Source organism: Streptomyces sp. NPDC006430 (genome assembly GCF_040612395.1).
GTDB lineage: Bacteria > Actinomycetota > Actinomycetes > Streptomycetales > Streptomycetaceae > Streptomyces.
On record NZ_JBEXQA010000010.1, the window covers coordinates 228769 to 251395 of the forward strand.

Consider the following 22627-nt stretch of genomic DNA (forward strand, 5'->3'; position numbering starts at 1 on the left):
GCCGGACCCTACTGCCGGGCCGTACCCCCGCCGCCGCGGACACTCGGGAGGTCCCCCGGAAGGGGTGCCGCTTCGGCCCAGTGCTCCTGGAGGGCGCGCACGGTCTCGGTGATCGCCGGCCGGCGGGCCGCACCGGTCCGCCACAGGGCGTACAACCGGCGTACGGGTCCCGGTTCCAGCGGTACGGCCACCGCACCCGGCGGCAGCGCGCCGGTGCCCAACCGGGGTACGACGGCCACCCCGAGTCCGGCCGCGACCAGCGCGACGATGGTGTGGTTCTCCTCGGCCACGTGCGCGATGTCGGGCTCGAACCCGGCCGTGCGCAGCGTCCGCACCAGCCAGTCGTGGCAGACCCGCCCGGGTGGCTGGCAGACCCAGCGCTGTCCGCCGAGGTCGGACCTGCGGACGACCGCCCGCGCGGTGAACGGATGCTCCTGCGGCACCACCAGGTCGCAGCGGTCGTCCCCGATGACGGCCTGTTCGATGCCCTCCGGGGCCGGCAGCGGGGCGATGTCCCAGTCGTGGGCCACCGCGAGATCGGTGACCCCCCGGGCCACCAGGTCGACCGACAGATGGGGGTCCACCTCGGTCAGGCGCACCTCCAGCGCGGGATGCCGGCGGGCGAGGTCGGCCAGCACCCCCGGCAGCAGTCCGCGCGCCGCCGAGGCGAATGCGGCCACCGTCAGGAGCCCGCTCGGTTGCCCGCGACGTTCCTCCAAGGTGGTCTCGGCGCGCTCCACGATCGCCAGCAGCTCCTGGGCGGTCGAGGCCAGGTGCCGGGCCTCCTCGGTGAGCGCGACCCCGCGCCCGCGCCGCTCCAGCAGCGTGGTCCGGGTCTCCCGTTCCAGCTTGGCGATCTGCTGGGACACGGCGGAGGGGGTGTAGCCGAGGGCCGCCGCCGCGCCCGCGACCGAGCCGTGGACGGAGACGGCGTGCAGGGCGCGCAGCCGGGAGAGGTCGAGCATGCGGCCCATCGTAGGCACCGCGACGCCGCCGCGCCCCGAGGCATTCGTAAGCAACGCTTCATCCTTATCGGAAGACATCTGCGCTGGTGCTACATGGTCGTGGCATCGATGCTCGGAGCATGCGTCCCGTACACATCGCACTCGCCGTGCTCGTCGCCGCCGTCTGGGGCTTCAACTTCGTCGTCATCGAGATCGGCCTCGGCCACTTCCCGCCGCTGCTCCTGTCCGCCCTGCGCTTCCTCCTCGCCGCCCTGCCCGCGGTGTTCTTCGTCGGCCGGCCCAAGGCCGCCTGGAAATGGATCGTCGCGGTCGGAGTGGCACTCGGCGTCGCCAAGTTCGGCCTGCTCTTCACCGGAATGGCCGCCGGGATGCCGGCCGGACTGTCCTCCCTCGTGCTCCAGATCCAGTCCGTCTTCACCGCCGTCCTCGCCGCCGTCGTCCTGCGCGAGCGGCCCGGACGGGTCCGCGTGGTCGGCATGGCCGTGGCGCTCGTCGGCATCGCCGTCGCCGCCGTGGACGGGGGCACCTCGGGGCCGGTGCTCGGGTTCACCCTGGTCGTCGCGGCCGCCGCCTGCTGGGGCGTGTCCAACGTGCTGACCCGCAAGGCCTCCCCACCCGACGCGCTGAACTTCATGGTCTGGGTGTGCACCGTCCCGGTGCTGCCGCTGTTCGCGCTCTCGCTGCTGCTGGAGGGGCCCGAGCGGGACCTGGCGGCACTGCGCGGCCTGGACTGGTCCGGGGTCGCCGTCATCGGATACGTCGCGTGGGTGTCCACGGTGTTCGGCTTCGGGGCCTGGAACCACCTGCTGGGGCGCTACCCGGCCTCATCGGTCGCGCCCTTCTCGCTGCTGGTCCCGGTGTTCGGGATGTCCTCGGCCGCGCTGGTCCTGGGCGAGGGGATCTCGGGGCTGCGCTGGGCGGCGGCGCTGCTGCTGGTCGGCGGGGTCGCCCTCACGTCGCTGGCCCCCGCCCGCGCGGGGACCCGTACGGGGTCGGGAGCCGGCGCGGGGCTCCGTACGGAGACGGGCGGCGCAGCGGCCGTCAGTGCGGGGAGTTCTCCTGGAGCGGCAGCCGCCAGTCCTGCCCCGTGAGCGTGACCCCGTACGAGCGGTGCGGGCGCTCGGCGACCAAGGTGAACCCGGCGCGCTGGTAGAGGACGCGGGCCGAGGTGAGCACGTCGTTGGTCCACAGGACCAGTTCGCGGTAGCCGACCGAGCGGGCGAAGGCGACGACCGTGTCGACCAGCAGGGCGCCGATGCCGTGCCCGCGGCCCTCCGGCTCCACCAGGAGCAGCCGCAGTCGTGCGGTGCCGGACGAACCGTCATCGCGCACGCACATCACCGAACCGACCGGACTGCCGTCCAATTCGGCGATCCAGACCCGTTCCAGATGTGGGTCGTGGTCCTCTGCGAAGTCCGCGACGATCCGGGCCACCAGGCCCTCGAAGTCCGTGTTCCAGCCGTATTCGGCTGCATAGAGCGCGCCGTGCCGCTGCACGATCCAGCCCAGTTCGCCGGGCTCGGGGTGCCGCAGCCGTACCCGTACGGTGCCGATGTCGTCAGGGGGCTCCATGCCGCCCGAGGATAGCGCGGGGCGGCGGCGCGGGAGCCCGCCCGCGGTGCCTCCCCCGCGGGGGGCTGCTTCCTCCCGCCGCCGAGGGTGGCCACGCCCCGTGGCGGCGGCCTTCGCTGAGCACGTCGTCCTGGAAGGACGATTCACTCACGCCCGAAACGCTCCTTATGTGGCAGTTCAAGGGCACTTCGGGCGTCTACTGGAAGGCACCCAGGTAATGGAAACGTAAAGTTCCGATTCCGTATGCAACCTCGGGCCCCGAGGGTGGGTCGTACCTTGCGTCGGCACTTCCGGGGAGGGATCTGGGGGGATCGGGAAGTCCGACACGGGAGGGGTAACCGTGAGGGGGTCCGGCCGCGAGGCCGGATCCCCTTCTGGGTTGCCGCCCCGGTCACGCCCCGTTCCGGCTCCCTACTCTCCCTCCCTCCCAGTCGTGCCTGCCGTTCCCGGTTTCTTCTGAGTTGTCCACAGGGCTGACGGGCTGTCGGCGCCGGGCGGTAGCTTCGTGCCATGGCAACCAACGGGGCAGTGCAACTGGCGGTGGTCGAGGGGGTGCTCGAACGCATCACCTACGCCAACGAGGAGAGCGGGTACACGGTCGCCCGGGTCGACACCGGCCGTGGCAGCGGGGACCTGCTCACGGTCGTCGGCTCCCTGCTCGGGGCGCAGCCCGGCGAATCGCTGCGCATGGAGGGCCGTTGGGGCTCGCACCCCCAGTACGGCAAGCAGTTCACGGTGGAGAACTACCGCACCGTGCTCCCCGCGACCATCCAGGGCATACGTCGCTACCTCGGCTCCGGCCTGATCAAGGGCATCGGCCCGAAGATCGCCGAGCGGATCGTCGACCACTTCGGCACCGACACCCTCGACGTCATCGAGGGCGAGCCGAAGCGGTTGATCGAGGTGCCCGGGCTCGGCCCCAAGCGGACCAAGCTGATCGGTGCCGCCTGGGAGGAGCAGAAGGCGATCAAGGAGGTCATGGTCTTCCTCCAGGGCGTCGGGGTCTCCACCTCCATCGCGGTCCGGATCTACAAGAAGTACGCGGACGCCTCGATCTCGGTGGTCAAGAACCAGCCCTACCGACTCGCGGCCGACGTGTGGGGCATCGGCTTCCTCACGGCCGACCGGATCGCCCAGGCCGTCGGGATTCCGCACGACAGCCCCGAGCGGGTCAAGGCCGGGCTCCAGTACGCCCTGTCCCAGTCCACCGACCAGGGGCACTGCTTCCTGCCCGAGGAGCGGCTGATCGCCGACGGGGTCAAACTGCTCCAGGTCGACACCGGATTGGTCATCGAATGCCTGGCCGAGCTCGCCGCCGACCCGGAGGGCGTCGTACGGGAACCCGTGCCCGATCCGCAGGGAGGGCCGCCGTTGACCGCCGTCTACCTGGTGCCGTTCCACCGGGCCGAGTTGTCGCTGGTGGGCCAGGTGCGCCGGCTCCTGAACGCCGAGGAGGACCGGATGCCGGGATTCCAGGACGTGGACTGGGGCAAGGCGCTGGGCTGGCTGGCCGGGCGCACCGGGGCCGAGCTGGCCCCCGAGCAGCGGGACGCCGTCAAGCTGGCGCTGACCCGCCGGGTGGCCGTCCTCACCGGCGGGCCGGGCTGCGGGAAGTCCTTCACCGTGCGCTCGATCGTGGAGCTGGCCCGGGCCAAGAAGGCGAAGGTCGTGCTCGCCGCGCCCACCGGCCGGGCGGCGAAGCGCCTTTCGGAACTCACCGGGGCCGAGGCCTCCACCGTGCACCGACTGCTGGAGCTCAAGCCGGGCGGGGACGCGGCCTACGACCGGGACCGGCCGCTGGACGCGGACCTGGTGGTCGTCGACGAGGCCTCGATGCTGGATCTCCTGCTGGCGAACAAACTGGTCAAGGCGGTGGCCCCGGGGGCACACCTGCTGCTGGTCGGGGACGTGGACCAGCTGCCCTCGGTCGGTGCCGGCGAGGTGCTGCGGGACCTGCTGGCCGAGGGCGGTCCGGTGCCCGCGGTCCGGCTGACCCGGATCTTCCGGCAGGCCCAGCAGTCGGGCGTGGTCACCAACGCCCACCGGATCAACACCGGCCTGCCACCGATCACCGACGGGCTGCCGGACTTCTTCCTGTTCCCCGAGGAGGACACCGAGGAAGCCGGTCGGCTCGCCGTGGACGTGGCCGCCCGGCGGATTCCCGCCCGGTTCGGACTCGACCCGCGCCGCGACATCCAGGTGCTCGCGCCCATGCACCGTGGCCCGGCGGGCGCCGGGAACCTCAACGGCCTGCTCCAGCAGGCGATCACGCCGGCCCGGCCGAACCTCGCCGAGAAGCGGTTCGGCGGCCGGGTCTTCCGGGTCGGCGACAAGGTCACCCAGATCCGGAACAACTACGAGAAGGGCGCCAACGGCGTCTTCAACGGCACGGTCGGCGTGGTGACAGCCCTCGATCCGGACGAACAGCGCCTGACGGTGCGCACGGAGGAGGACGAGGAGGTCGGCTACGAGTTCAGCGAGCTCGACGAGCTGGCCCACGCGTACGCGGTCACCATCCACCGTTCCCAGGGGAGCGAATACCCGGCGGTCGTGATCCCGGTCACCACCGGGGCTTGGATGATGCTCCAGCGCAACCTGCTCTACACGGCCGTGACCAGGGCGAAGAAGCTCGTCGTCCTGGTCGGGTCCCGCAAGGCACTCGGCCAGGCGGTGCGCACGGTTTCCGCAGGTAGGAGGTACACCGCGGTCGCTCCCCGGCTGTCCGGCCGCATACCGGTGGGCAACATCACCTAAATGATCGATCATTTGGGGTTCCCGCCACCCGGCGGACGGGGCAGGATGAGCAGGTTGAAGGCACTCAGTGCCGTCAAACGGACCAAAGGCCGACCCCGAGTGCACTTTCCTGCGCCAAATGGGGGAAGGTAGAGGCAGTCAGGGCACCTCGAAGAAGAGGCACTACGTCGGTGAGGGATGACGTGAGCGACAACTCTGTAGTACTCCGGTACGCGGACGGTGAATACACCTACCCGGTGGTCGAAAGCACCGTCGGTGACCAGGGCTTCGACATCTCGAAGTTGAGGGCCCAGACCGGGCTCGTCACCTTGGACAGCGGCTACGGCAACACCGCTGCGTACAAGTCCGCGATTACCTACCTCGACGGTGAGCAGGGCATCCTGCGCTACCGCGGTTACCCGATCGAGCAGCTGGCCGAGCGTTCGACCTTCATCGAGGTCGCCTACCTGCTGATCAACGGGGAGCTGCCGACCGTCGACCAGCTCGCGTCGTTCCGCAACGAAATCACCCAGCACACGCTGTTGCACGAGGACGTGAAGCGGTTCTACGACGGCTTCCCGCGCGACGCGCACCCGATGGCGATGCTGTCCTCCGTGGTCAGCGCGCTGTCGACGTTCTACCAGGACAGCCACAACCCGTTCGACGAGAAGCAGCGCCACCTCTCGACGATCCGGCTGCTGGCCAAGCTGCCGACGATCGCGGCGTACGCGTACAAGAAGTCGGTCGGCCACCCGGTCGTCTACCCGCGCAACGACCTCGGGTACGTCGAGAACTTCCTGCGCATGACCTTCTCCGTGCCGGCCCAGGAGTACGACCTGGACCCGGTCGTGGTCTCGGCGCTCGACAAGCTGCTGATCCTGCACGCGGACCACGAGCAGAACTGCTCCACCTCCACCGTGCGCCTGGTCGGCTCCTCTCAGGCGAACATGTTCGCCTCGATCTCCGCGGGCATCTCGGCCCTGTGGGGCCCGCTGCACGGTGGCGCCAACCAGTCCGTCCTGGAGATGCTCGAAGGCATCAAGAACGACGGCGGCGACGTCGGCGCCTTCATCCGCAAGGTGAAGAACAAGGAGGACGGTGTCCGCCTCATGGGCTTCGGGCACCGCGTCTACAAGAGCTTCGACCCCCGGGCGAAGATCATCAAGGCTGCGGCGCACGACGTCCTCTCGTCGCTCGGCAAGAGCGACGAGCTGCTCGACATCGCGCTCAAGCTGGAAGAGCACGCGCTGGCCGACGAGTACTTCGTCGCCCGCAACCTCTACCCGAACGTGGACTTCTACACCGGCCTGATCTACCGGGCCATGGGCTTCCCGACCGAGATGTTCACCGTGCTCTTCGCGCTCGGCCGCCTTCCCGGCTGGATCGCCCAGTGGCACGAGATGATCAAGGAGCCGGGTTCCCGCATCGGCCGTCCGCGCCAGATCTACACCGGCGAGGTCCTGCGCGACTTCGTCCCGGTCGAGGCCCGCTGACCCGAGGCTCCACCGAGGCCCTGAGCCAAGCGAAAAGCGCCCCGCCGTCGATCCCCCCACGGGTCGACGATCGGGGCGCTTTCCATTTCCCCGGAACGGATTCCCCCCACGGGACCCGAGCCGGGGCGTCGGCGGGGAGTGCACGGGTGGTGCACTCCGGTTGGGTGTCTGCCGGGACCCGCACAGGTCGGGAGGGCCGCTCAAAGCACCCCGTTGGGCACGCGTCCCGGCCGGCTGATGCCTCGGACGTCCCCCAAGACCCCCGCGAACGTCCCCCAAGACGTTCCTGGCACCGCCCCATTAGACCCACTGCGGCGCCGGATGGTTACGTTGCCTTCACTGTGATCTGCGTCTCCTGTGAAGGAAGTGTGCGCAGAGTGGGGAGGAGGGTCCCTAGCGGAAGGATCGCAACCGGAGACTGTTGCTCACCACGAAAACGGAGGAGAACGCCATCGCGGCCCCCGCAATCATCGGGTTGAGCAGGCCGGCAGCCGCGAGCGGCAGGGCCGCCACGTTGTAGCCGAACGCCCAGAACAGGTTGCCCTTGATGGTGGCCAGGGTCCGGCGGGAGAGCCGGATCGCGTCCGCCGCGACCCGTAGGTCCCCCCGTACGAGGGTCAGGTCGCCCGCCTCGATCGCGGCGTCGGTGCCGGTCCCCATGGCCAGGCCCAGGTCCGCCTGGGCCAGTGCAGCCGCGTCGTTGACCCCGTCGCCGACCATGGCGACGGTACGGCCCTCGGCCTGGAGCCGGCGCACCACGTCCACCTTGTCCTGCGGCAGCACCTCGGCGATCACCTCGTCGATGCCCACCTCGGCGGCCACCGTCTCGGCCACGGCCCTGTTGTCGCCGGTCAGCAGGACCGGGGTCAGTCCCAGCGCCCGCAGCCGGGACACCGCCTCGGCGCTGGTCTCCTTGACCGCGTCCGCCACGGTCAGGACCCCGCGCGCCGCCCCGTCCCAGGCCACCAGGACGGCTGTGCTTCCCGCGGCCTCGGCGGCCCTCTTGGCCTCGGCCAGGGCGGCGGGCAGGGCGATGGACCAGTCGGCCAGCAGCTGCTCGCGGCCCACCAGGACCGCGTGTCCGTCCACGACGCCCTGCACGCCGAGCCCGGCGAGGTTCTCGAAGGACTCCGGAACCGGCAGGGAGCCCGCCTTCTCGGCAGCCCCGGCGGCGATGGCCCGGGCGATCGGGTGCTCGGAGGAGTGCTCCAGGGAGCCCGCGAGGCGCAGCAGCTCGTACTCGTCCGTCCCGGCTGCGGTGTGCACGCCGGACAGGGTCATCCGGCCGGTGGTGACGGTGCCGGTCTTGTCCAGGACGACCGTGTCGACGCGCCGGGTGGACTCCAGTACCTCGGGCCCCTTGATCAGGATGCCCAGCTGTGCGCCCCGTCCGGTGCCGACCATCAGTGCGGTCGGGGTGGCCAGGCCCAGGGCGCAGGGGCAGGCAATGATCAGGACGGCCACTGCGGCGGTGAAGGCGGCGGTGGGGTTGTCGGTGATCAGCAGCCAGGTGACCCAGGTGGCGAGCGCCAGCGCGAGGACGACCGGCACGAACACCCCGGAGATCCGGTCGGCGAGGCGCTGGACCTCGGCCTTGCCGTTCTGCGCTTCCTCGACCAGCTTGGCCATCCGGGCGAGCTGGGTGTCGGCGCCGACCCGGGTGGCCTCGACGACGAGGCGGCCGGAGGCGTTGACGGTGGCGCCGGTGACGGAGTCGCCCACGCCGACCTCGACCGGGACCGACTCGCCGGTCAGCATGGAGGCGTCCACGGCGGAACCGCCCTCGACGACCGTGCCGTCGGTGGCGATCTTCTCGCCGGGTCGGACGACGAACCGGTCACCGACCGCGAGCTGCGTCACCGGGATGCGTACTTCCCGTCCCTCGCGCAGCACGGCGACGTCCTTGGCGCCCAGCTCCAGCAGCGCCTTGAGGGCCGCGCCCGCCTTCCGCTTGGAGCGGGCCTCCAGGTACCGGCCGAGCAGGATGAAGCTCACGACGCCGGCGGCGACCTCCAGGTAGATCGCGGAGGAGCCGTCCGTGCGGGAGACGGTGAAATCGAAGCCGTGCCGCATGCCGGGCATTCCGGCGTGGCCGAAGAACAGGGCCCACAGTGACCACGTGAAGGCGGCGAGCGTGCCGACCGAGACGAGGGTGTCCATGGTGGCGGCGCCGTGCCGGGCGTTCGTCCAGGCGGCCTTGTGGAAGGGGAGGGCGCCCCAGACGACCACGGGGGCGGCGAGGGTCAGTGAGAGCCACTGCCAGTTGTCGAACTGGAGGGCCGGGACCATCGAGAGCAGGACGACGGGGAGGGCGAGCGCGGCGGAGACCAGCAGCCGTTGGCGCAGCGCGGACAGCTCGGGGTCGAGTACCGCGGCCCCGGCCGGTGCGGCTCCCGATTCCGGGGCCGGCTCCGGAATCGGCGGTGGGGGCTCCTCGGCGGTGTATCCGGTCTTGACCACGGTCGCGATCAGGTCGGCGACCTCGACGCCGTCGCCGTACGAGACGCGGGCCTTCTCGGTGGCGTAGTTCACCGTGGCGGTGACCCCGTCCATCCGGTTCAGCTTCTTCTCGATGCGGGCCGCGCAGGAGGCGCAGGTCATCCCGCCGATGGTCAGCTCGACCTCGGTGGTGTCGGCCTTCGTGGCCACCGCTATGGGTCCGTCGTGCACGGTGCTGCTGCTCATTCCGGCTCCAGGGGGAGGGCCGGGTCGTACGGAACCAGTATGAGCTGGCCGGCACGACCCGGCGGGTGCTGCGGAGTGCTGCGGGGTACTGGGAAGTGCTGCTGCGCGATCCTGCGGAAGGGGAGGCGCTCGGGGCTCAGGCCTGGGCCCGGCCGGCGAACTCGTACCCGGCCTCGTCCACGGCGGCGCGGACGTCCTCCTCGGCGAGCGGGGCGGCGGAGACCACGGTCACCTCGCCGGTCGCGGCGACGGCCTTGACCGAGCTGACGCCCGGCAGGGCGGAGATCTCGGTGGTCACCGCGCCCTCGCAGTGGCCGCAGGTCATGCCGGTCACCCGGTAGACGGTGGTGGTCTGGGTGTCCGTCTCGGCGGTCATGTCGTTCTCCTCGTTCAAGGCGTATCCGGTCGCCGGGGGCGGCGGTGTCACTCCACCGTCCTCCCGACACTCAACAGACTATACCCCTAGGGGGTATCAATGCGAGAGTTTGCCGCCACTTCCGGCCCGTTCCGTACGCGCCGCGCGCCGATCCCGGTCAGTGGGGGTGGGGCGCGGTGACCATCGGTGCCAGGTAGCGCAGCAGTACGGTCTTCAGTTCGGCGACGTACGCGGCGCGCTCGGCGCCCTCGCTCGCCAGGATCAGGTCGAGCGAGGCCTTGAAGATGCCGAGGATCATGTGGGAGACGTGGGTGAGCTCCTCGGTGCTGCCGTCCGGGCAGAAGGTGCGCAGGATGCCCTCGACCCGGGTCAGCAGCCCGATGTGCAGTTCCTCGTGCTCCTGGGTGATGCCGGGGATACCGGAGCCGTGCATGAGGGCCCAGAAGGCAGGGTTCTCGCAGTTGAAGGCGATGACCGGGTCCAGGACTGCGTCGAGCAGCTCGGGCAGGGGCTTGTTCAGGTTCTCGGGGAGGAAGGCCTGCCCGTGCATCTCGTGGGCGCGCTGGAGCAGCTGGCCGCCGAGCTCGATGGCGATGGCCTCCTTGTTCGGGAAGAACTGGTAGAGCGTGCCCGGTGAGACCTCGGCCTCGCGGGCGATGGCGTTGGTGCTGGCCGCGGCGTAGCCCGTGCGGCAGAACACGCTGGCGGCGGCTGTCAGGAGCTGGGCGATCCGACGCTCCCCACGGGCCTGGCGGCGCGGGCTGGCGGCCTTCTTTGCGGGCTTGGCGGCGTGCGGGGCGGCAGGCGTGGCAGGCGTGGCAGGCGTGGCAGGCGTGGCGGCGACCCTTCCGCGGCCCGTTTCGATGGCCTTTTTGGCGTTATCGGCCTGGGGCCTCTCCGGCATGTCCCGTCCCTTGCTTCTCGTGGGCGATTGACAAACGCGAGAGGGCGCTCGCATTCTTGGGAAACGCGAGCGACTGCTCGTGTTTGCCAGTTTAAGTTGCCTGGCAATCACGGTGAAGGGGACACCGAGTCATGTCCGAAGTCAAAAAACCGCCGTCGCCAGGGGAGAGCGGGCGGTGGACCCGGTTCGTCACGGCCCGGCCGCGGCTCTCGCTGCTGCTCGCCCTCGTGGTCACGGCACTGGCCGTCCTCGCGGGCGGTGGCGTCGCCGACCGGATGGGCAGCGGGGGATGGGAGGATCCGGACGCCCGGTCCACGTACGCCGCCAAGGTCCTGGAGCGCGAGTTCCCCGGCTCCCAGCCCAATCTGTTGCTCCTGGTGGACAGCGGCGCCGGGGCGGCGTCGGCCAGGGTGGACGATCCCGCCGTCGCCGCCGAAGCCGAGCGGCTGACCGCGCAACTCGCCACCGAAGAGGGCGTGGCCGGGGTCAGCTCGTACTGGCGCACGCACCTGCCCGCCCTGCGCTCCGAGGACGGCCGGCAGGCTTTGATCGCCGCCCGCGTGCTGGGCGACGAGAAGACCCGCGCCACGGTCCTGGAGCGGATCGCCCCGCGCTACAAGGGTGAGCACGGGCCGGTGCGGGTCTCCCTCGGCGGGCCGGTCGCGGTCCAGCGCGAGGTGACCACCACCATCCAGGAGGACCTGCTGCGCGCCGAGGTGATCGCCCTGCCGGTGACGCTCGTTCTGCTGATCATCGTCTTCGGTAGCGCCGTGGCCGCGCTGCTGCCCCTGGGCGTGGGCATCATCGCCATCCTCGGCACCAATGCCGTGCTGCGCGGTCTCACCGAGTTCACCGACGTCTCCGTGTTCGCACAGAACCTGACCACCGCGCTCGGTCTCGGACTCGCCATCGACTACGCCCTGTTCATCGTGCGGAGGTTCCGCGAGGAGCTGGCGGCCGGACGGGATCCGGTGGCGGCCGTGGGGGCCACCCTGCGCACCGCCGGGCGTACGGTGCTCTTCTCGGCGCTGACCGTGGCCGTCTCCCTCTCGGCGATGCTGTTCTTCCCGATGTACTTCCTGCGGTCCTTCGCCTATGCAGGCGTCGCGGTGGTCCTGCTCGCTGCGGCTGCCGCCCTGATCCTGCTGCCGGCGGCGCTGGTGCTGCTCGGTGAGCGGGTCAACTCCCTCGACCTGCGGCGCATATGGCGCCGGGACCGGTCCGGGTCCGGCGCCGGAGCGCAGGGCGCAGCCGTCGGGGCGGGGCGGGGCTGGGCGCGGGCGACCGCGCTGGTGATGCGCCGAGCCCCGGTGTTCGCCGTGGCCACCACGGCGGGGCTGCTGCTCCTCGGGCTGCCCTTCCTCGGGGTGAAGTTCGGCACCGTGGACGACCGGCAGCTGCCGGAGTCCGCCCCGTCCCACCTGGTCCAGCAGCAGATCCGCGACGGCTTCCCGGGCAGCCCCGGCGCCGGGTTGATCGTGCTGGCGGAAGGGGCGGCCGACCCTGCCGACCTCGCCGCCTACCGGGACAGGTTGGCAGCCCTGCCCGGGGTGCGGGTGGAGGGGCCGGTCGGCGCCGGGGCAGGGACGGGGTACGCCTACTTCTCGGTGGCCACCGAGGGCGAGGCCGTCGGACAGCAGGCCCAGGAACTCGTCGGCGAAGTACGCAGGGTGGACGCCCCCTTCGACACTGCGGTGACCGGACAAGCAGCGGTTCTCGTCGACGCCCAGAAGGCGATAGCCGAGAGACTGCCGGCCGCTCTGGCCCTGGTGGTACTGGCCACGCTGCTGCTGGTCTTCCTGCTCACCGGGAGCGTACTGATCCCCGTCCAGGCAGTGCTGCTCAATGGGCTGAGTCTGACGGCGATGTTCGGGGCGGTGGTGTGGGTCTTCCAGGAGGGCAACCTCTCCGGACTGCTCTCGTTCACCTCCACCGGCGACATCGAAACCACGCTGCCCGTGCTGATGTTCTGCATCGCCTTCGGGCTCTCCATGGACTACGGGGTGTTCCTCATATCCCGTATCAAGGAGGAGTACGAGCGGACCGGGGACCACGAGGGGGCGGTGCGCACCGGACTGGCCCGCACGGGCGGGCTGATCACCGCGGCAGCTGTGATCCTCGCGGTGGTGATGGTGGCCATCGGCAGTTCCCGGGTGACCAACACCAAGATGCTGGGTCTCGGGATCGCGCTGGCCGTGCTCATGGACGCGCTGGTCGTACGGAGCCTCCTGGTGCCGGCGGTCATGAAGCTCACGGGGAAGGCCACCTGGTGGGCGCCGGGTCCGTTGCGGCGACTGCACGAGCGGTTCGGAGTGAGCGAGGGGGAGTCCGTGATCGTTCCCGAGGCGCCAGGGCAGGCACCCGAGCAGGTGCCGCAACCGGATCGGATACCGGCGGGCAGCCGCTAGCGGGGGGTCCCGGTCGGGGGCGGCCGGGAGTTGTTACGGGCGCGGTGGCCGCTCCCGTGGAAGGGCCAGTCGGGTCCGTCCACCGGAGCGGCGCGGCGACCGTCAGTCCTCGCGGCGGCCCCGGTTGCCGGGGCGGCGGGTCACCCAGGTGCGGATGGTGTCGGCGTACCAGTAGGGCTTGCCGCCCTCCACGTGGTCGGGGGAGGGAAGCAGCCCGTGCTTGCGGTACGAGCGCACCGTGTCCGGCTGAACCCGGATATGGGCGGCGATCTCCTTGTACGACCACAGCTGTCGGTCGCTCATCGACCACACCTCCTTGTCCACGGCGCGGGGCCGGCCGGGAGGCCGTCGGGGGAGCCGGAGCGTGGACACAGACGATCACTCAGGTTGTGTCCGGAGAACGACGGAGGGCGAGGACGGGGCAGGGGCTGTCGACTGGCTGTGACAGAAAACCCGCATAACGAGGATATGTGTGACACAAGGGCGACCCTTGTGACAGAAGCGGCACGCCGGAGGCACGCCGGGGGTGCCCCCGGACGAGGGAGTCCGGGGGACGGTCGAGGGGGTCGAGGGGAGTGGGTGGGGGCCGGAAGGTCGCTCAGCTGTACAGGGCGGGCCGTTCCACCAGCTCCACTGTGGTCCGCACGCCGCTGCGCGCGGCCGCGATCCCCGCTTCCGAGACGGCTGCCGCCGCATAGCCGTCCCAGGCGTCGGGCCCGGCCACCCGGCCCCGCGCGGCTGCGGCCACCCAGCGCCGCAGCTGGCGGTCGTAGGCGTCGGCGAAACGCACGGTGAAGTCCTGGGGGATCTCGCCGTAACGGCGGCCCGCGGACCGGACGACCATCGCCTGCCCGTCGCCGATCTGGGCGCTGCCCGCTTCACCGACCGCCTCGCACCGGACCTCGTAGCCGAACCCGCAGTTGACGAAGATCTCCACGTCGATGATCGCCCCGCCCGAGGTCTCCAGCAGCACCAATCGGGGGTCGCGCAGCCCCTCGGGAGCCGCCGAGCTGGGCGTCGGGGAGAGCACGGACACCGCCGTGACCTCCTGCCCCAGCAGCCAGCGTGCCGCATCCACCTCGTGGACCACGGAATCGCTGATCAGCATGTCGCTGGTGAAGAAGGAGGGCGAGGAAGCATTGCGGTGCCGGCAGTGCAGGAACAGGGGGCGGCCGATCCCGCCTGCGTCCAACAGCTCTTTGAGCCGCTCGTATTCGGCGTCGAACCGGCGCATGAACCCCACCTGCACCAGACGCCGGCCCAGCCGTTGCTCCGCCTCCATCACCCGCAGTGCCCCCGCCGGGTCCGGTGTCAGCGGCTTCTCGCACAGCACGGGCAACTCCCGCCACAGAGCGTGCAGGATCGCCTCCTCGTGGGCGGGCCCGGGCGAGGCGATCAGTACGGCTTCCACCCCGGGTGCGGCTATCGCGGCGGCCGGGTCGGTGTGCGCGCTCGCGCCGTCCAGGCCCGCCGCGACCGCCTTGACCCGGTCCCCGTCCGGGTCGGCCACGGCCACCACCCGAGCCCCACCCACCGTGCGCCCGATCCGGCGGACGTGGTCGGCGCCCATCTTCCCCGTCCCGATGACGGCAATGCCCAGCGTGCTCATGACGTGTTCCCTCCGGGGAGTCAGCGGGCGCCGCAGGAGCGCAGGTAGGCGCGGGTGCGGCGGGCGATCGGCAGGGGCCGGTCGGGCGGGCACGGGTACATGTCCTGCTCGACGATGGCGAAGAGGTCCACGTCGAGGCGCTGGGCAGCCGCCAGCACGGGTTCCAGCGCGGGGACCCCCGCCGGAGGTTCACACATCACTCCCCGGGCCACGGCGGGCCCGAAGGGCAACCGCTCCGCGACGACCTCGGCGAGGATCCGCGGGTCGACCTGCTTGAGGTGGAGGTATCCGATCCGCTCGGCGAAGGTCTCGATGGCCTGGACGCTGTCGCCGCCGCAGTACGCGTAGTGCCCGGTGTCCAGGCAGAGGGACACCAGCGCCGGGTCGGTGGAGTCCAGGAAGCGGGCCACGTTCTGCGGGGTGTCGATGTGCGTGTCCGCATGCGGGTGGACGACGATCCGCAGCCCGTAGCGGTCCTGGATCTCCCGGCCCAGGCGCTCGGTCTGCATGGTCAGTTCGCGCCATTGGGCCGGGGTGAGGGTGCGGTCCTCCACCACCTCGCCCGTCTTGTCGTCCCGCCAGAAGGAGGGGATCACCACGAGGTGTTCCGCGCCCATGGCCGCGGTGAGCGCAGCGATCCGCGACACGTGCTCCCAGGTCTCCTCCCAGACGGCGGGCCCGTGATGAAGTCCGGTGAAGACGGTGCCCGCCGAGACGCGCAGGCCCCGCTTGGCGGTCTCCTCGGTGAGGCGGCCGGGGTCGGTGGGCAGGTAGCCGTAGGGGCCGAGTTCGATCCACTCGTACCCGGAGTCGGCGACCTCGTCGAGGAAGCGGTCCCAAGGCGTCTGCCGGGGGTCGTCGGGAAACCAGACACCCCAGGAGTCCGGAGCCGAACCGATGCGGATACGGGTCAACGCGGGCGGGGAGGACGTCATGACGGCCACCTTAGGGTGCGAGACGAGTGGGAGGACCTTCTGTGACCACCGCGGACGATGTCGCGTTCGACCTGATCACGATGGGGCGGATCGGGGTGGATCTCTACCCGCTGAAAACGGGCGTACCGCTGGCGGAGGCGGACACCTTCGGAAAGTTCCTGGGCGGCTCGCCCACCAACGTCGCCGTCGCGGCGGCGCGGCTGGGACGGCGGGTCGCGGTGATCACCCGGACCGGCGCGGACCCCTTCGGGGCCTATCTGCGGTCGGAGCTGCGGGGGTTCGGGGTGGACGACCGGTGGGTGGGGGAGGTGGCGCGGTACCCGACCCCGCTGACGTTCTGCGAGGTCTTCCCGCCGGACGACTTCCCCCTGTACTTCTACCGACTGCCGAAGGCCCCCGACCTGGAGATCGAACCGGATGAAGTGGACCTGGAGGCGGTGCGCGCCGCACGGGTGTTCTGGATGACGGGGACGGGGCTGAGCGCACAGCCGAGCCGGTCCGCCACCCTGGCCGCACTGGAGGCGCGGGCGAAGTCCGGGACGACGGTCTTCGACCTGGACTGGCGGCCGACGCTGTGGGACGGGGAGCCGGGGGACGCGTACGCGCGGGCGCTGGGCCTCGCCACGGTGGCGGTCGGCAATGCGCAGGAGTGCGCGATCGCGACGGGCGAGTCCGAGCCGCGCGCGGCGGCGCGGGCGCTGCTGGCGGCCGGCGTGGAGCTTGCCGTGGTCAAGCAGGGGCCGGACGGGGTACTGGCGATGCGGCGGGACGGGACGACGGCGGAGGTTGCGCCGGTGCCGGTGGAGGTGGTGAACGGGCTGGGGGCGGGGGACGCGTTCGGCGGGGCCCTGTGCCACGGGTTGCTGGCGGGCTGGGACCTGGCGCAGGTGATCCGCTACGCGAACGCGGCGGGGGCGATCGTGGCGTCGCGGTTGGCGTGCTCGGCGGCGATGCCGTACGCCGAGGAAGTGGAGGAGGTGCTCGCCGGTGCCGGTGCTCTGTGAGCGGGAGATGGAATTCACCCGGCTGCGGGTCCTCGTGCTGGAGCCGGGGGAGACGTACGCGCACGAGTGCGGGGACGCGGAGTGGATCGTGCTCCCGCTGGCCGGTGCCTGCGAGGTCCGCTGCGCGGAGCCGTCCCCGCCCCGCCCTTCCGCCGCTTCCCCGAGTGGCAGGCGCAGCCCCGACGACGGTTCGCGGACGTTCGAACTGCACGGTCGAACAGGGGTGTTCGGGGCCGCCACCGACTTCGCGTACCTTCCCCGCGACGCACGTGCCCGGATCGCTTCCGCCTCCGGCGGGCGGTTCGCCCTCGCCGGAGCGCGCTGCGACAACGTCCTGCCGGCCCGGTACGGCCCGGCGGCGCAGGTACCCGTCGAACTGCGCGGCGCGGGCCACTGCTCCCGCCAGGTCAACAACTTCGCCGCCGCCGACGTCTTCGCCTGCGACCGCCTCATCGCCGTCGAGGTGCTCACCCCCGGCGGGAACTGGTCCTCGTACCCGCCTCACAAGCACGACGAGCACCACCCTGGTGAGGAATCCCGCCTGGAGGAGATCTACTACTTCGAGATCGCCCCGCACGGGGCCACGCCCGGCCTCGGCTATCAGCGTGTCACCCCGTCCCCCGGCGGGAAGACCGACATCCTCACCGAGGTGAGGACTGGCGACGCGGTCCTCATCCCGGACGGCTGGCACGGACCGTCCATCGCCGCCCCCGGGCACGACATGTACTACCTCAACGTGATGGCCGGTCCACCTGACCAGCCCCGGCAGTGGCTGATCCGGGACCACCCCGACCACGGCTGGATCCGGGACACCTGGTCCGACCAGGACGTCGACCCCCGGCTGCCCTTCTACCTCTGATCTTGGCCAGTTCTCCGCCCTTCGGGGCGGGGTGAAGGCCATCCTTGGCCGGGGGCGCGGAGCGCCTGAACCGCTCCATCAGCGCGGAGGCATGGGGCCGGACGGTCACCATGCACCGGACGGTCACCGTGCAGTCGTCAGGCGCGCCAAACGCGTCAAGCCCGCCACCGCAGGGTAAGCAGGAACCTCCCGGCCTTCAGCCAGGAGAGCACTTCAACGAGCGGAGGACGAGACCGGATGAGACTCACCGTCGCGCAAGCCCTCGTGCGCTTCCTCGCCCACCAGTACACCGAGCGCGACGGCCACCGCCACCGGTTGATCGCCGCCACCTGGGGGATCTTCGGGCACGGGAACGTCGCCGGTATCGGGCAGGCCCTCCTGGAGACGGGCCCACGCCAGATGCCCTTCCTCCAGGGACGCAACGAGCAGGCCATGGTGCACGCCGCCGTGGGGTACGCACGCCAGAGCGGACGGCTCTCCGCCCACGCCGTCACCACCTCCATCGGGCCCGGCGCCACCAACCTCGTCACCGGGGCAGCCCTCGCCACCATCAACCGGATCCCCGTCCTCCTGCTGCCCGGCGACGCCTTCGCCACCCGGCCCGCCGATCCCGTACTGCAACAACTGGAGGTTCCGTACGCGGGCGACGTCTCCGTCAACGACGCGCTGCGGCCCGTCTCCCGCTACTTCGACCGCATCACCCGCCCCGAGGCACTGATCCCGGCCCTCCTCCAGGCCATGCGGGTGCTCACCGACCCCGTCCAGACCGGCGCGGTGACCCTGGCGCTGCCGCAGGACGTCCAGGCCGAGGCGTACGCATGGCCGCCCGAGTTCTTCGCCGAGCGCGTGTGGGGCGTACGCCGGCCCCGGCCCGACGAGGTAGAACTCGCGCAGGCAGCAGAGGCCCTACGGGGCTCCGCGCGCCCCCTCGTCGTCGCCGGCGGCGGAATCCGGCACAGTGGGGCCCAGGCCGCCCTGGCGGAGTTCGCCGAGGCCACCGGGATCCCGGTGGCCTCCACGCAGGCGGGCAAGGGGGCCCTCCCGTTCGACCATCCCGCCGACGTGGGCGGCATCGGGCACACCGGGACCGCCACCGCCGACGAACTGGCCCGCGGCGCCGACCTGGTGATCGCCGCCGGGACCCGGCTGACGGACTTCACCACCGCCTCGGCGACCCTCTTCCAGAACCCCGCCGTCCGGTTCGTCGGGCTCAACCTCGATCCGTACGACGCCCACAAGCTCGCCGCCCGCCCACTGGTCTGCGATGCGCGGGCGGGTCTGGAAGCCCTCCTGGCCGCGGCTGCCGGGTACCGCGTGGACCCCGCGTACGTGACGGCGTACACGGAGCGCAAGCGCAGCTGGGAGCGGCTGGTCGACCGGGCGTACGCGGTGCCCGACGAGGACGCGGCGCCCACCCAGGCGCAGGTGCTCGGCCTGCTCGACGGCCTGGTCGACGTCGAAGACGTCCTGATCAACGCCGCCGGCTCCCTCCCCGGCGACCTGCACAAGCTGTGGCGGGCCCGCTCGGTCGACCAGTACCACGTGGAGTACGGGTACTCCTGCATGGGCTACGAGATCCCGGCGGCCATCGGCACCGCGCTCGCGGCCCCCGGCCGCCCGGTCTGGGCACTCGTCGGCGACGGCACGTACCTGATGAACCCGACCGAGATCGTCACGGCCGTACAAGAGGGAATCCCGATCAAGGTGGTGATCCTCGACAACCACGGCTACGCCTCCATCGGAGGCCTCTCCGGGGCCGTGGGGGGCGAGGGCTTCGGGACCGCGTACCGCTTCCGGACGGACGACGGGTCGTTCACCGGCGCACCCCTGCCGGTGGACCTCGCAGCAAACGCCGCCTCCCTCGGAATGGCCGTGATCCGCACCCGCACCATCGGTGACCTGCGGAAAGCCCTCGTCGAAGCGCGTGAGGCGGACCGCCCCACATGTGTCTACGCACAGACCCGAACACCCGACACTGTGTCGGGCCCGCCCCCGGCACAGGCGTGGTGGGATGTTCCTGTGGCCGAGACCGCGACCCGTACGTCGGCGCACGAGGCCCGCGAAGAGTACGACCGGCAAGCCGCGCAGCGACGTCGCCATCTGTGAAGGAGCAATAGGCATGAAGACCGTCAACCACTGGATCGGTGGCAAGACCGTCGAGGGCGCGTCGGGCAACTACGGCCCGGTCACCGACCCGGCCACCGGCGAGGTCACCACGCAGGTCGCGCTCGCTTCGACCGACGAGGTCGACGCGGCCGTACAGGTCGCCAAGGAGGCCTTCCAGACCTGGGGCCAGTCCTCGCTGGCCGCCCGCACCAAGGTGCTGTTCGCCTACCGCGCCCTGCTGGACGCCAACCGCGACGCCATCGCCGAGCTGATCACCGCCGAGCACGGCAAGGTGCACTCGGACGCCCTCGGCGAGGTGGCGCGCGGCTTGGAGATCGTCGAGCTGGCCTGCGGGATCACCACGCAGCTCAAGGGCGAGCTCTCGACTTCCGTTTCGAGCCGGGTCGACGTCGCCGCCATCCGCCAGCCGCTCGGTGTGGTCGCGGGCATCACCCCGTTCAACTTCCCGGCGATGGTGCCGATGTGGATGTTCCCGCTGGCCGTGGCCTGCGGAAACACCTTCATCCTCAAGCCGAGCGAGAAGGACCCGTCGGCCGCCAACAAGCTGGCCGAGCTGGCGTCCGAGGCCGGCCTGCCGGCCGGCGTGCTCAACGTCGTCCACGGTGACAAGGTCGCCGTCGACGCGCTGCTCGCGCACCCCGACATCGCCGCCGTCTCCTTCGTCGGCTCGACGCCGATCGCCCGCCACATCCACACCACCGCCGCCGCCAACGGCAAGCGGGTCCAGGCCCTGGGTGGCGCCAAGAACCACATGCTGGTGCTGCCGGACGCCGATCTGGACGCGGCTGCCGACGCGGCGGTCTCGGCGGCCTACGGTTCGGCCGGTGAGCGCTGCATGGCGATCTCCGCCGTCGTCGCCGTCGGCTCCATCGGCGACACGCTCGTCGAGAAGATCCGCGAGCGCGCCGAGAAGATCAAGATCGGCCCGGGCAACGACCCGACCTCCGAGATGGGCCCGCTGATCACGGCCGCCCACCGCGACAAGGTCGCCTCGTACGTGAAGGGCGCGGCCGACCAGGGCGCGGACGTGGTCCTGGACGGCACCGGGTACACCGTCGACGGCTTCGAGAAGGGCCACTGGATCGGCCTGTCGCTGCTCGACAACGTCAAGACCGACTCCGACGCCTACCGCGACGAGATCTTCGGCCCCGTGCTGTGCGTGCTGCGCGCCGAGACCTACGAGGAGGGCGTGGCACTCATCAACGCCTCGCCGTTCGGCAACGGCACCGCGATCTTCACTCGCGACGGCGGCGCTGCCCGCCGCTTCCAGCTGGAGATCGAGGCGGGCATGGTCGGCGTCAACGTGCCGATCCCGGTGCCGGTGGGCTACCACTCCTTCGGTGGTTGGAAGGACTCGCTGTTCGGCGACCACCACATCTACGGGAACGACGGCGTCCACTTCTACACCCGCGGCAAGGTCGTCACGACCCGCTGGCCGGACCCGTCCGAGGCCCCGGCCGGTGTGGACCTCGGCTTCCCGCGCAACCACTGATCGCACACCCCGTCCCGCACGCCCTTCGCAGGACCGCAGCAGCGAAGGACCGGAGACCAGGCTCGCCCCCCGCAACCCTCACGCGGGGGGCGAGTCCCGCTCCCGGCCCCGTCCTTCGGACCGGGGGCCGGACCTCTGCCGCAGCCGTCGTGGTCAATGGGGCGGCGGCCCGGCGGCCCGGCGGCCCGCGGGTCAGCGGGTCAGCGTGTGCCGGCGAAGTCCGCCGCCGGTTCGGTCCGTTCGCCGTCGTTCACGAGCCGGCCGCGGCGGCGCCGCACGGCCGTGAAGGCGACGGCGGATCCTGCCAGGACGAGGAGCGTGCCGGCAGCGGGCCACGGAACGGCGACGAACTCCGTCTCGGACTCCGGAGCCAGCTCCGGATGGGCCGACGCACCGGCCGAGATCCTCACGGTGACCCAGTCCGACTGCGGTGCGTCCGGCCACGGTTCGGTCAGCTCGATCCGCTGGCCCGGCAGAAGCACCAGCTTCAGCTCGCGAGCCGGCCGGTCCAGCACCGTGCGGCCGAACAGCCCCTCGGCGGATAGGGCCACCTTGGGCTCGACGACCACGTTGCCCCGGTTGACCAGGGCGTACGAAATCGTGGCGCGAGCCTCCTTGATCCACGGCAGCAGCGGCGCGGACCGACTGACCGTCACGTCCTCCACGCTCAGCCCCGGCGTGACGGGCCCCGGTACCCGGAAGTACAACCGGGAGCCCACCTGCCGCTTCACCCCGACCTTGACCTTGCCCTCCTGCTGGACGCCCTCGACGGCGGTGTTGAGGGCGACGATCCCGCCGACGTGGTCGCCCGGGGTCGCGTCCTGCGGGACCTTCACGGTGAACGGGACGTCCTTGCGACCCTTGGGCGGCACCGTCACCGTGGTCGCGGTCTCGGGCGGCAGCACGATCCATGCGCCCACGTCCTTGGGCTTCTGGTCCACCGGGAGCAGTGCGAAGGCGCCGCCGACCGGGGTGTTCACGGCGTCGGTGGCGAAGATCTGGAAGGTCAGCTCCTGGTCGGAGGAGTTCAGGATCGTCGCGCTGTCGCTGATCGTGGTTCCGGCCGCGCCCTGGTGGAAGAAGTACGCGCGGTCGGTCATCGGGGCACCGGCCGGCGGTGTCGGGAACACCCCCCAGGTGCCGTTGTCCGCGGCAGTCGCCGTCGCGGCCGGCAGGAGCAGGCCCGCGACCAGCAGCAACAGGCCGAGGAGCAGGCCGTACGAGGGGATGCGGGTGCGACGGCGGCGCATGGGCGGTTCTCCAGTCGGCGCGAGGTGACGGGACGCGGCGGGGCGGGGGAAGTGGCGGGGCGAGGGAAGTGGCGGGGCGAGGGAAGTGGCGGGGCGGGGGACGCGGCGGGGACGGGAGGGGAGGAGCTGACAGCGAAGGGTGGTGCGGCGCCTCGGGCTTGACCTGCTTCTTCTGCCGGCCGGGGCCGCCGCCCATGCCCGGGATGCCGGGCATG

Annotated in this window: 16 protein-coding genes and 1 pseudogene; 8 read left to right on the forward strand and 9 right to left on the reverse strand. The window is 71.4% G+C overall.

The features are described 5' to 3' along the window. Nucleotides 1–8 precede the first annotated feature (8 nt). Nucleotides 9–965, reverse strand: a complete 957-nt coding sequence (locus ABZZ20_RS17850; RefSeq protein ID WP_356870428.1) for a LysR substrate-binding domain-containing protein — start codon at nucleotides 963–965, stop codon at nucleotides 9–11. A gap of 119 nt (nucleotides 966–1084) precedes the next feature. Here ABZZ20_RS17850 and ABZZ20_RS17855 point away from each other — a divergent pair, with 119 nt between their 5' ends. After that, a complete protein-coding gene (locus tag ABZZ20_RS17855) occupies nucleotides 1085–2056 on the forward strand; it encodes an EamA family transporter (RefSeq protein ID WP_356870430.1) in 972 nt (323 codons plus the stop codon). Here the strand turns inward: ABZZ20_RS17855 and ABZZ20_RS17860 are convergent. Further along, nucleotides 2007–2507: pseudogene (locus tag ABZZ20_RS17860) on the reverse strand (GNAT family N-acetyltransferase); the annotation flags it as partial. The gene ABZZ20_RS17855 and the pseudogene ABZZ20_RS17860 overlap by 50 nt on opposite strands. Nucleotides 2508–3047: 540 nt before the next feature. Here ABZZ20_RS17860 and ABZZ20_RS17865 point away from each other — a divergent pair. Beyond that, nucleotides 3048–5291, forward strand: coding sequence for an ATP-dependent RecD-like DNA helicase (locus ABZZ20_RS17865; RefSeq protein ID WP_356870432.1), 2244 nt, complete (start codon nucleotides 3048–3050; stop codon nucleotides 5289–5291). A gap of 182 nt (nucleotides 5292–5473) precedes the next feature. After that, a complete protein-coding gene (locus ABZZ20_RS17870; RefSeq protein ID WP_356870434.1) occupies nucleotides 5474–6763 on the forward strand; it encodes a citrate synthase in 1290 nt (429 codons plus the stop codon). Nucleotides 6764–7156: 393 nt separating this feature from the next. Here ABZZ20_RS17870 and ABZZ20_RS17875 read toward each other — a convergent pair whose 3' ends face one another. The 3 genes from ABZZ20_RS17875 to ABZZ20_RS17885 all read right to left on the reverse strand — a co-directional run bounded on the left by ABZZ20_RS17875 (nucleotide 7157) and on the right by ABZZ20_RS17885 (nucleotide 10728). Then, on the reverse strand, nucleotides 7157–9448 hold the full coding sequence (locus ABZZ20_RS17875; protein ID WP_356870436.1) for a heavy metal translocating P-type ATPase: 2292 nt from the start codon (nucleotides 9446–9448) through the stop codon (nucleotides 7157–7159). Nucleotides 9449–9584: 136 nt separating this feature from the next. After that, nucleotides 9585–9824 carry a heavy-metal-associated domain-containing protein gene (locus tag ABZZ20_RS17880; RefSeq protein WP_356870438.1) on the reverse strand — a complete coding sequence of 80 codons (240 nt, stop codon included), beginning with the start codon at nucleotides 9822–9824 and terminating at the stop codon, nucleotides 9585–9587. A gap of 157 nt (nucleotides 9825–9981) precedes the next feature. Further along, nucleotides 9982–10728, reverse strand: coding sequence for a TetR/AcrR family transcriptional regulator (locus tag ABZZ20_RS17885; RefSeq protein WP_356870440.1), 747 nt, complete (start codon nucleotides 10726–10728; stop codon nucleotides 9982–9984). A 131-nt stretch (nucleotides 10729–10859) separates the two neighbouring features. On the opposite strand from ABZZ20_RS17885, the gene ABZZ20_RS17890 reads away from it, so the two are divergent. After that, nucleotides 10860–13136, forward strand: a complete 2277-nt coding sequence (locus ABZZ20_RS17890) for an MMPL family transporter (RefSeq protein ID WP_356870442.1) — start codon at nucleotides 10860–10862, stop codon at nucleotides 13134–13136. A gap of 102 nt (nucleotides 13137–13238) precedes the next feature. On the opposite strand, the gene ABZZ20_RS17895 is transcribed toward ABZZ20_RS17890, so the two are convergent. The 3 genes from ABZZ20_RS17895 to ABZZ20_RS17905 all read right to left on the reverse strand — a co-directional run bounded on the left by ABZZ20_RS17895 (nucleotide 13239) and on the right by ABZZ20_RS17905 (nucleotide 15680). Then, nucleotides 13239–13439, reverse strand: coding sequence for a MerR family transcriptional regulator (locus ABZZ20_RS17895; protein ID WP_356870444.1), 201 nt, complete (start codon nucleotides 13437–13439; stop codon nucleotides 13239–13241). Between the two features lie 295 nt (nucleotides 13440–13734). Then, a complete protein-coding gene (locus tag ABZZ20_RS17900; protein WP_356870446.1) occupies nucleotides 13735–14745 on the reverse strand; it encodes a Gfo/Idh/MocA family oxidoreductase in 1011 nt (336 codons plus the stop codon). Nucleotides 14746–14765: 20 nt separating this feature from the next. Continuing rightward, nucleotides 14766–15680, reverse strand: a complete 915-nt coding sequence (locus ABZZ20_RS17905; protein WP_356870448.1) for a sugar phosphate isomerase/epimerase — start codon at nucleotides 15678–15680, stop codon at nucleotides 14766–14768. Between the two features lie 80 nt (nucleotides 15681–15760). Between ABZZ20_RS17905 and iolC the strand changes: the two genes are divergently transcribed. The 4 genes from iolC (at nucleotide 15761) to ABZZ20_RS17925 (ending at nucleotide 21162) form a co-directional block, all read left to right on the forward strand. Then, nucleotides 15761–16684 (forward strand): 5-dehydro-2-deoxygluconokinase, encoded by a 924-nt coding sequence (iolC, locus tag ABZZ20_RS17910; protein WP_356870486.1) that lies wholly within the window; start codon nucleotides 15761–15763, stop codon nucleotides 16682–16684. 7 nt (nucleotides 16685–16691) lie between these two features. Further along, nucleotides 16692–17543: a 5-deoxy-glucuronate isomerase gene (iolB, locus tag ABZZ20_RS17915; protein ID WP_356870488.1), complete on the forward strand. Its 852-nt coding sequence runs from the start codon at nucleotides 16692–16694 to the stop codon at nucleotides 17541–17543. A 237-nt stretch (nucleotides 17544–17780) separates the two neighbouring features. After that, nucleotides 17781–19649, forward strand: coding sequence for a 3D-(3,5/4)-trihydroxycyclohexane-1,2-dione acylhydrolase (decyclizing) (iolD, locus tag ABZZ20_RS17920; RefSeq protein WP_356870450.1), 1869 nt, complete (start codon nucleotides 17781–17783; stop codon nucleotides 19647–19649). 13 nt (nucleotides 19650–19662) lie between these two features. Next, a complete protein-coding gene (locus ABZZ20_RS17925) occupies nucleotides 19663–21162 on the forward strand; it encodes a CoA-acylating methylmalonate-semialdehyde dehydrogenase (protein ID WP_356870452.1) in 1500 nt (499 codons plus the stop codon). 200 nt (nucleotides 21163–21362) lie between these two features. Here ABZZ20_RS17925 and ABZZ20_RS17930 read toward each other — a convergent pair whose 3' ends face one another. Next, nucleotides 21363–22412: a DUF916 domain-containing protein gene (locus ABZZ20_RS17930; protein WP_356870454.1), complete on the reverse strand. Its 1050-nt coding sequence runs from the start codon at nucleotides 22410–22412 to the stop codon at nucleotides 21363–21365. Nucleotides 22413–22627 lie beyond the last annotated feature (215 nt).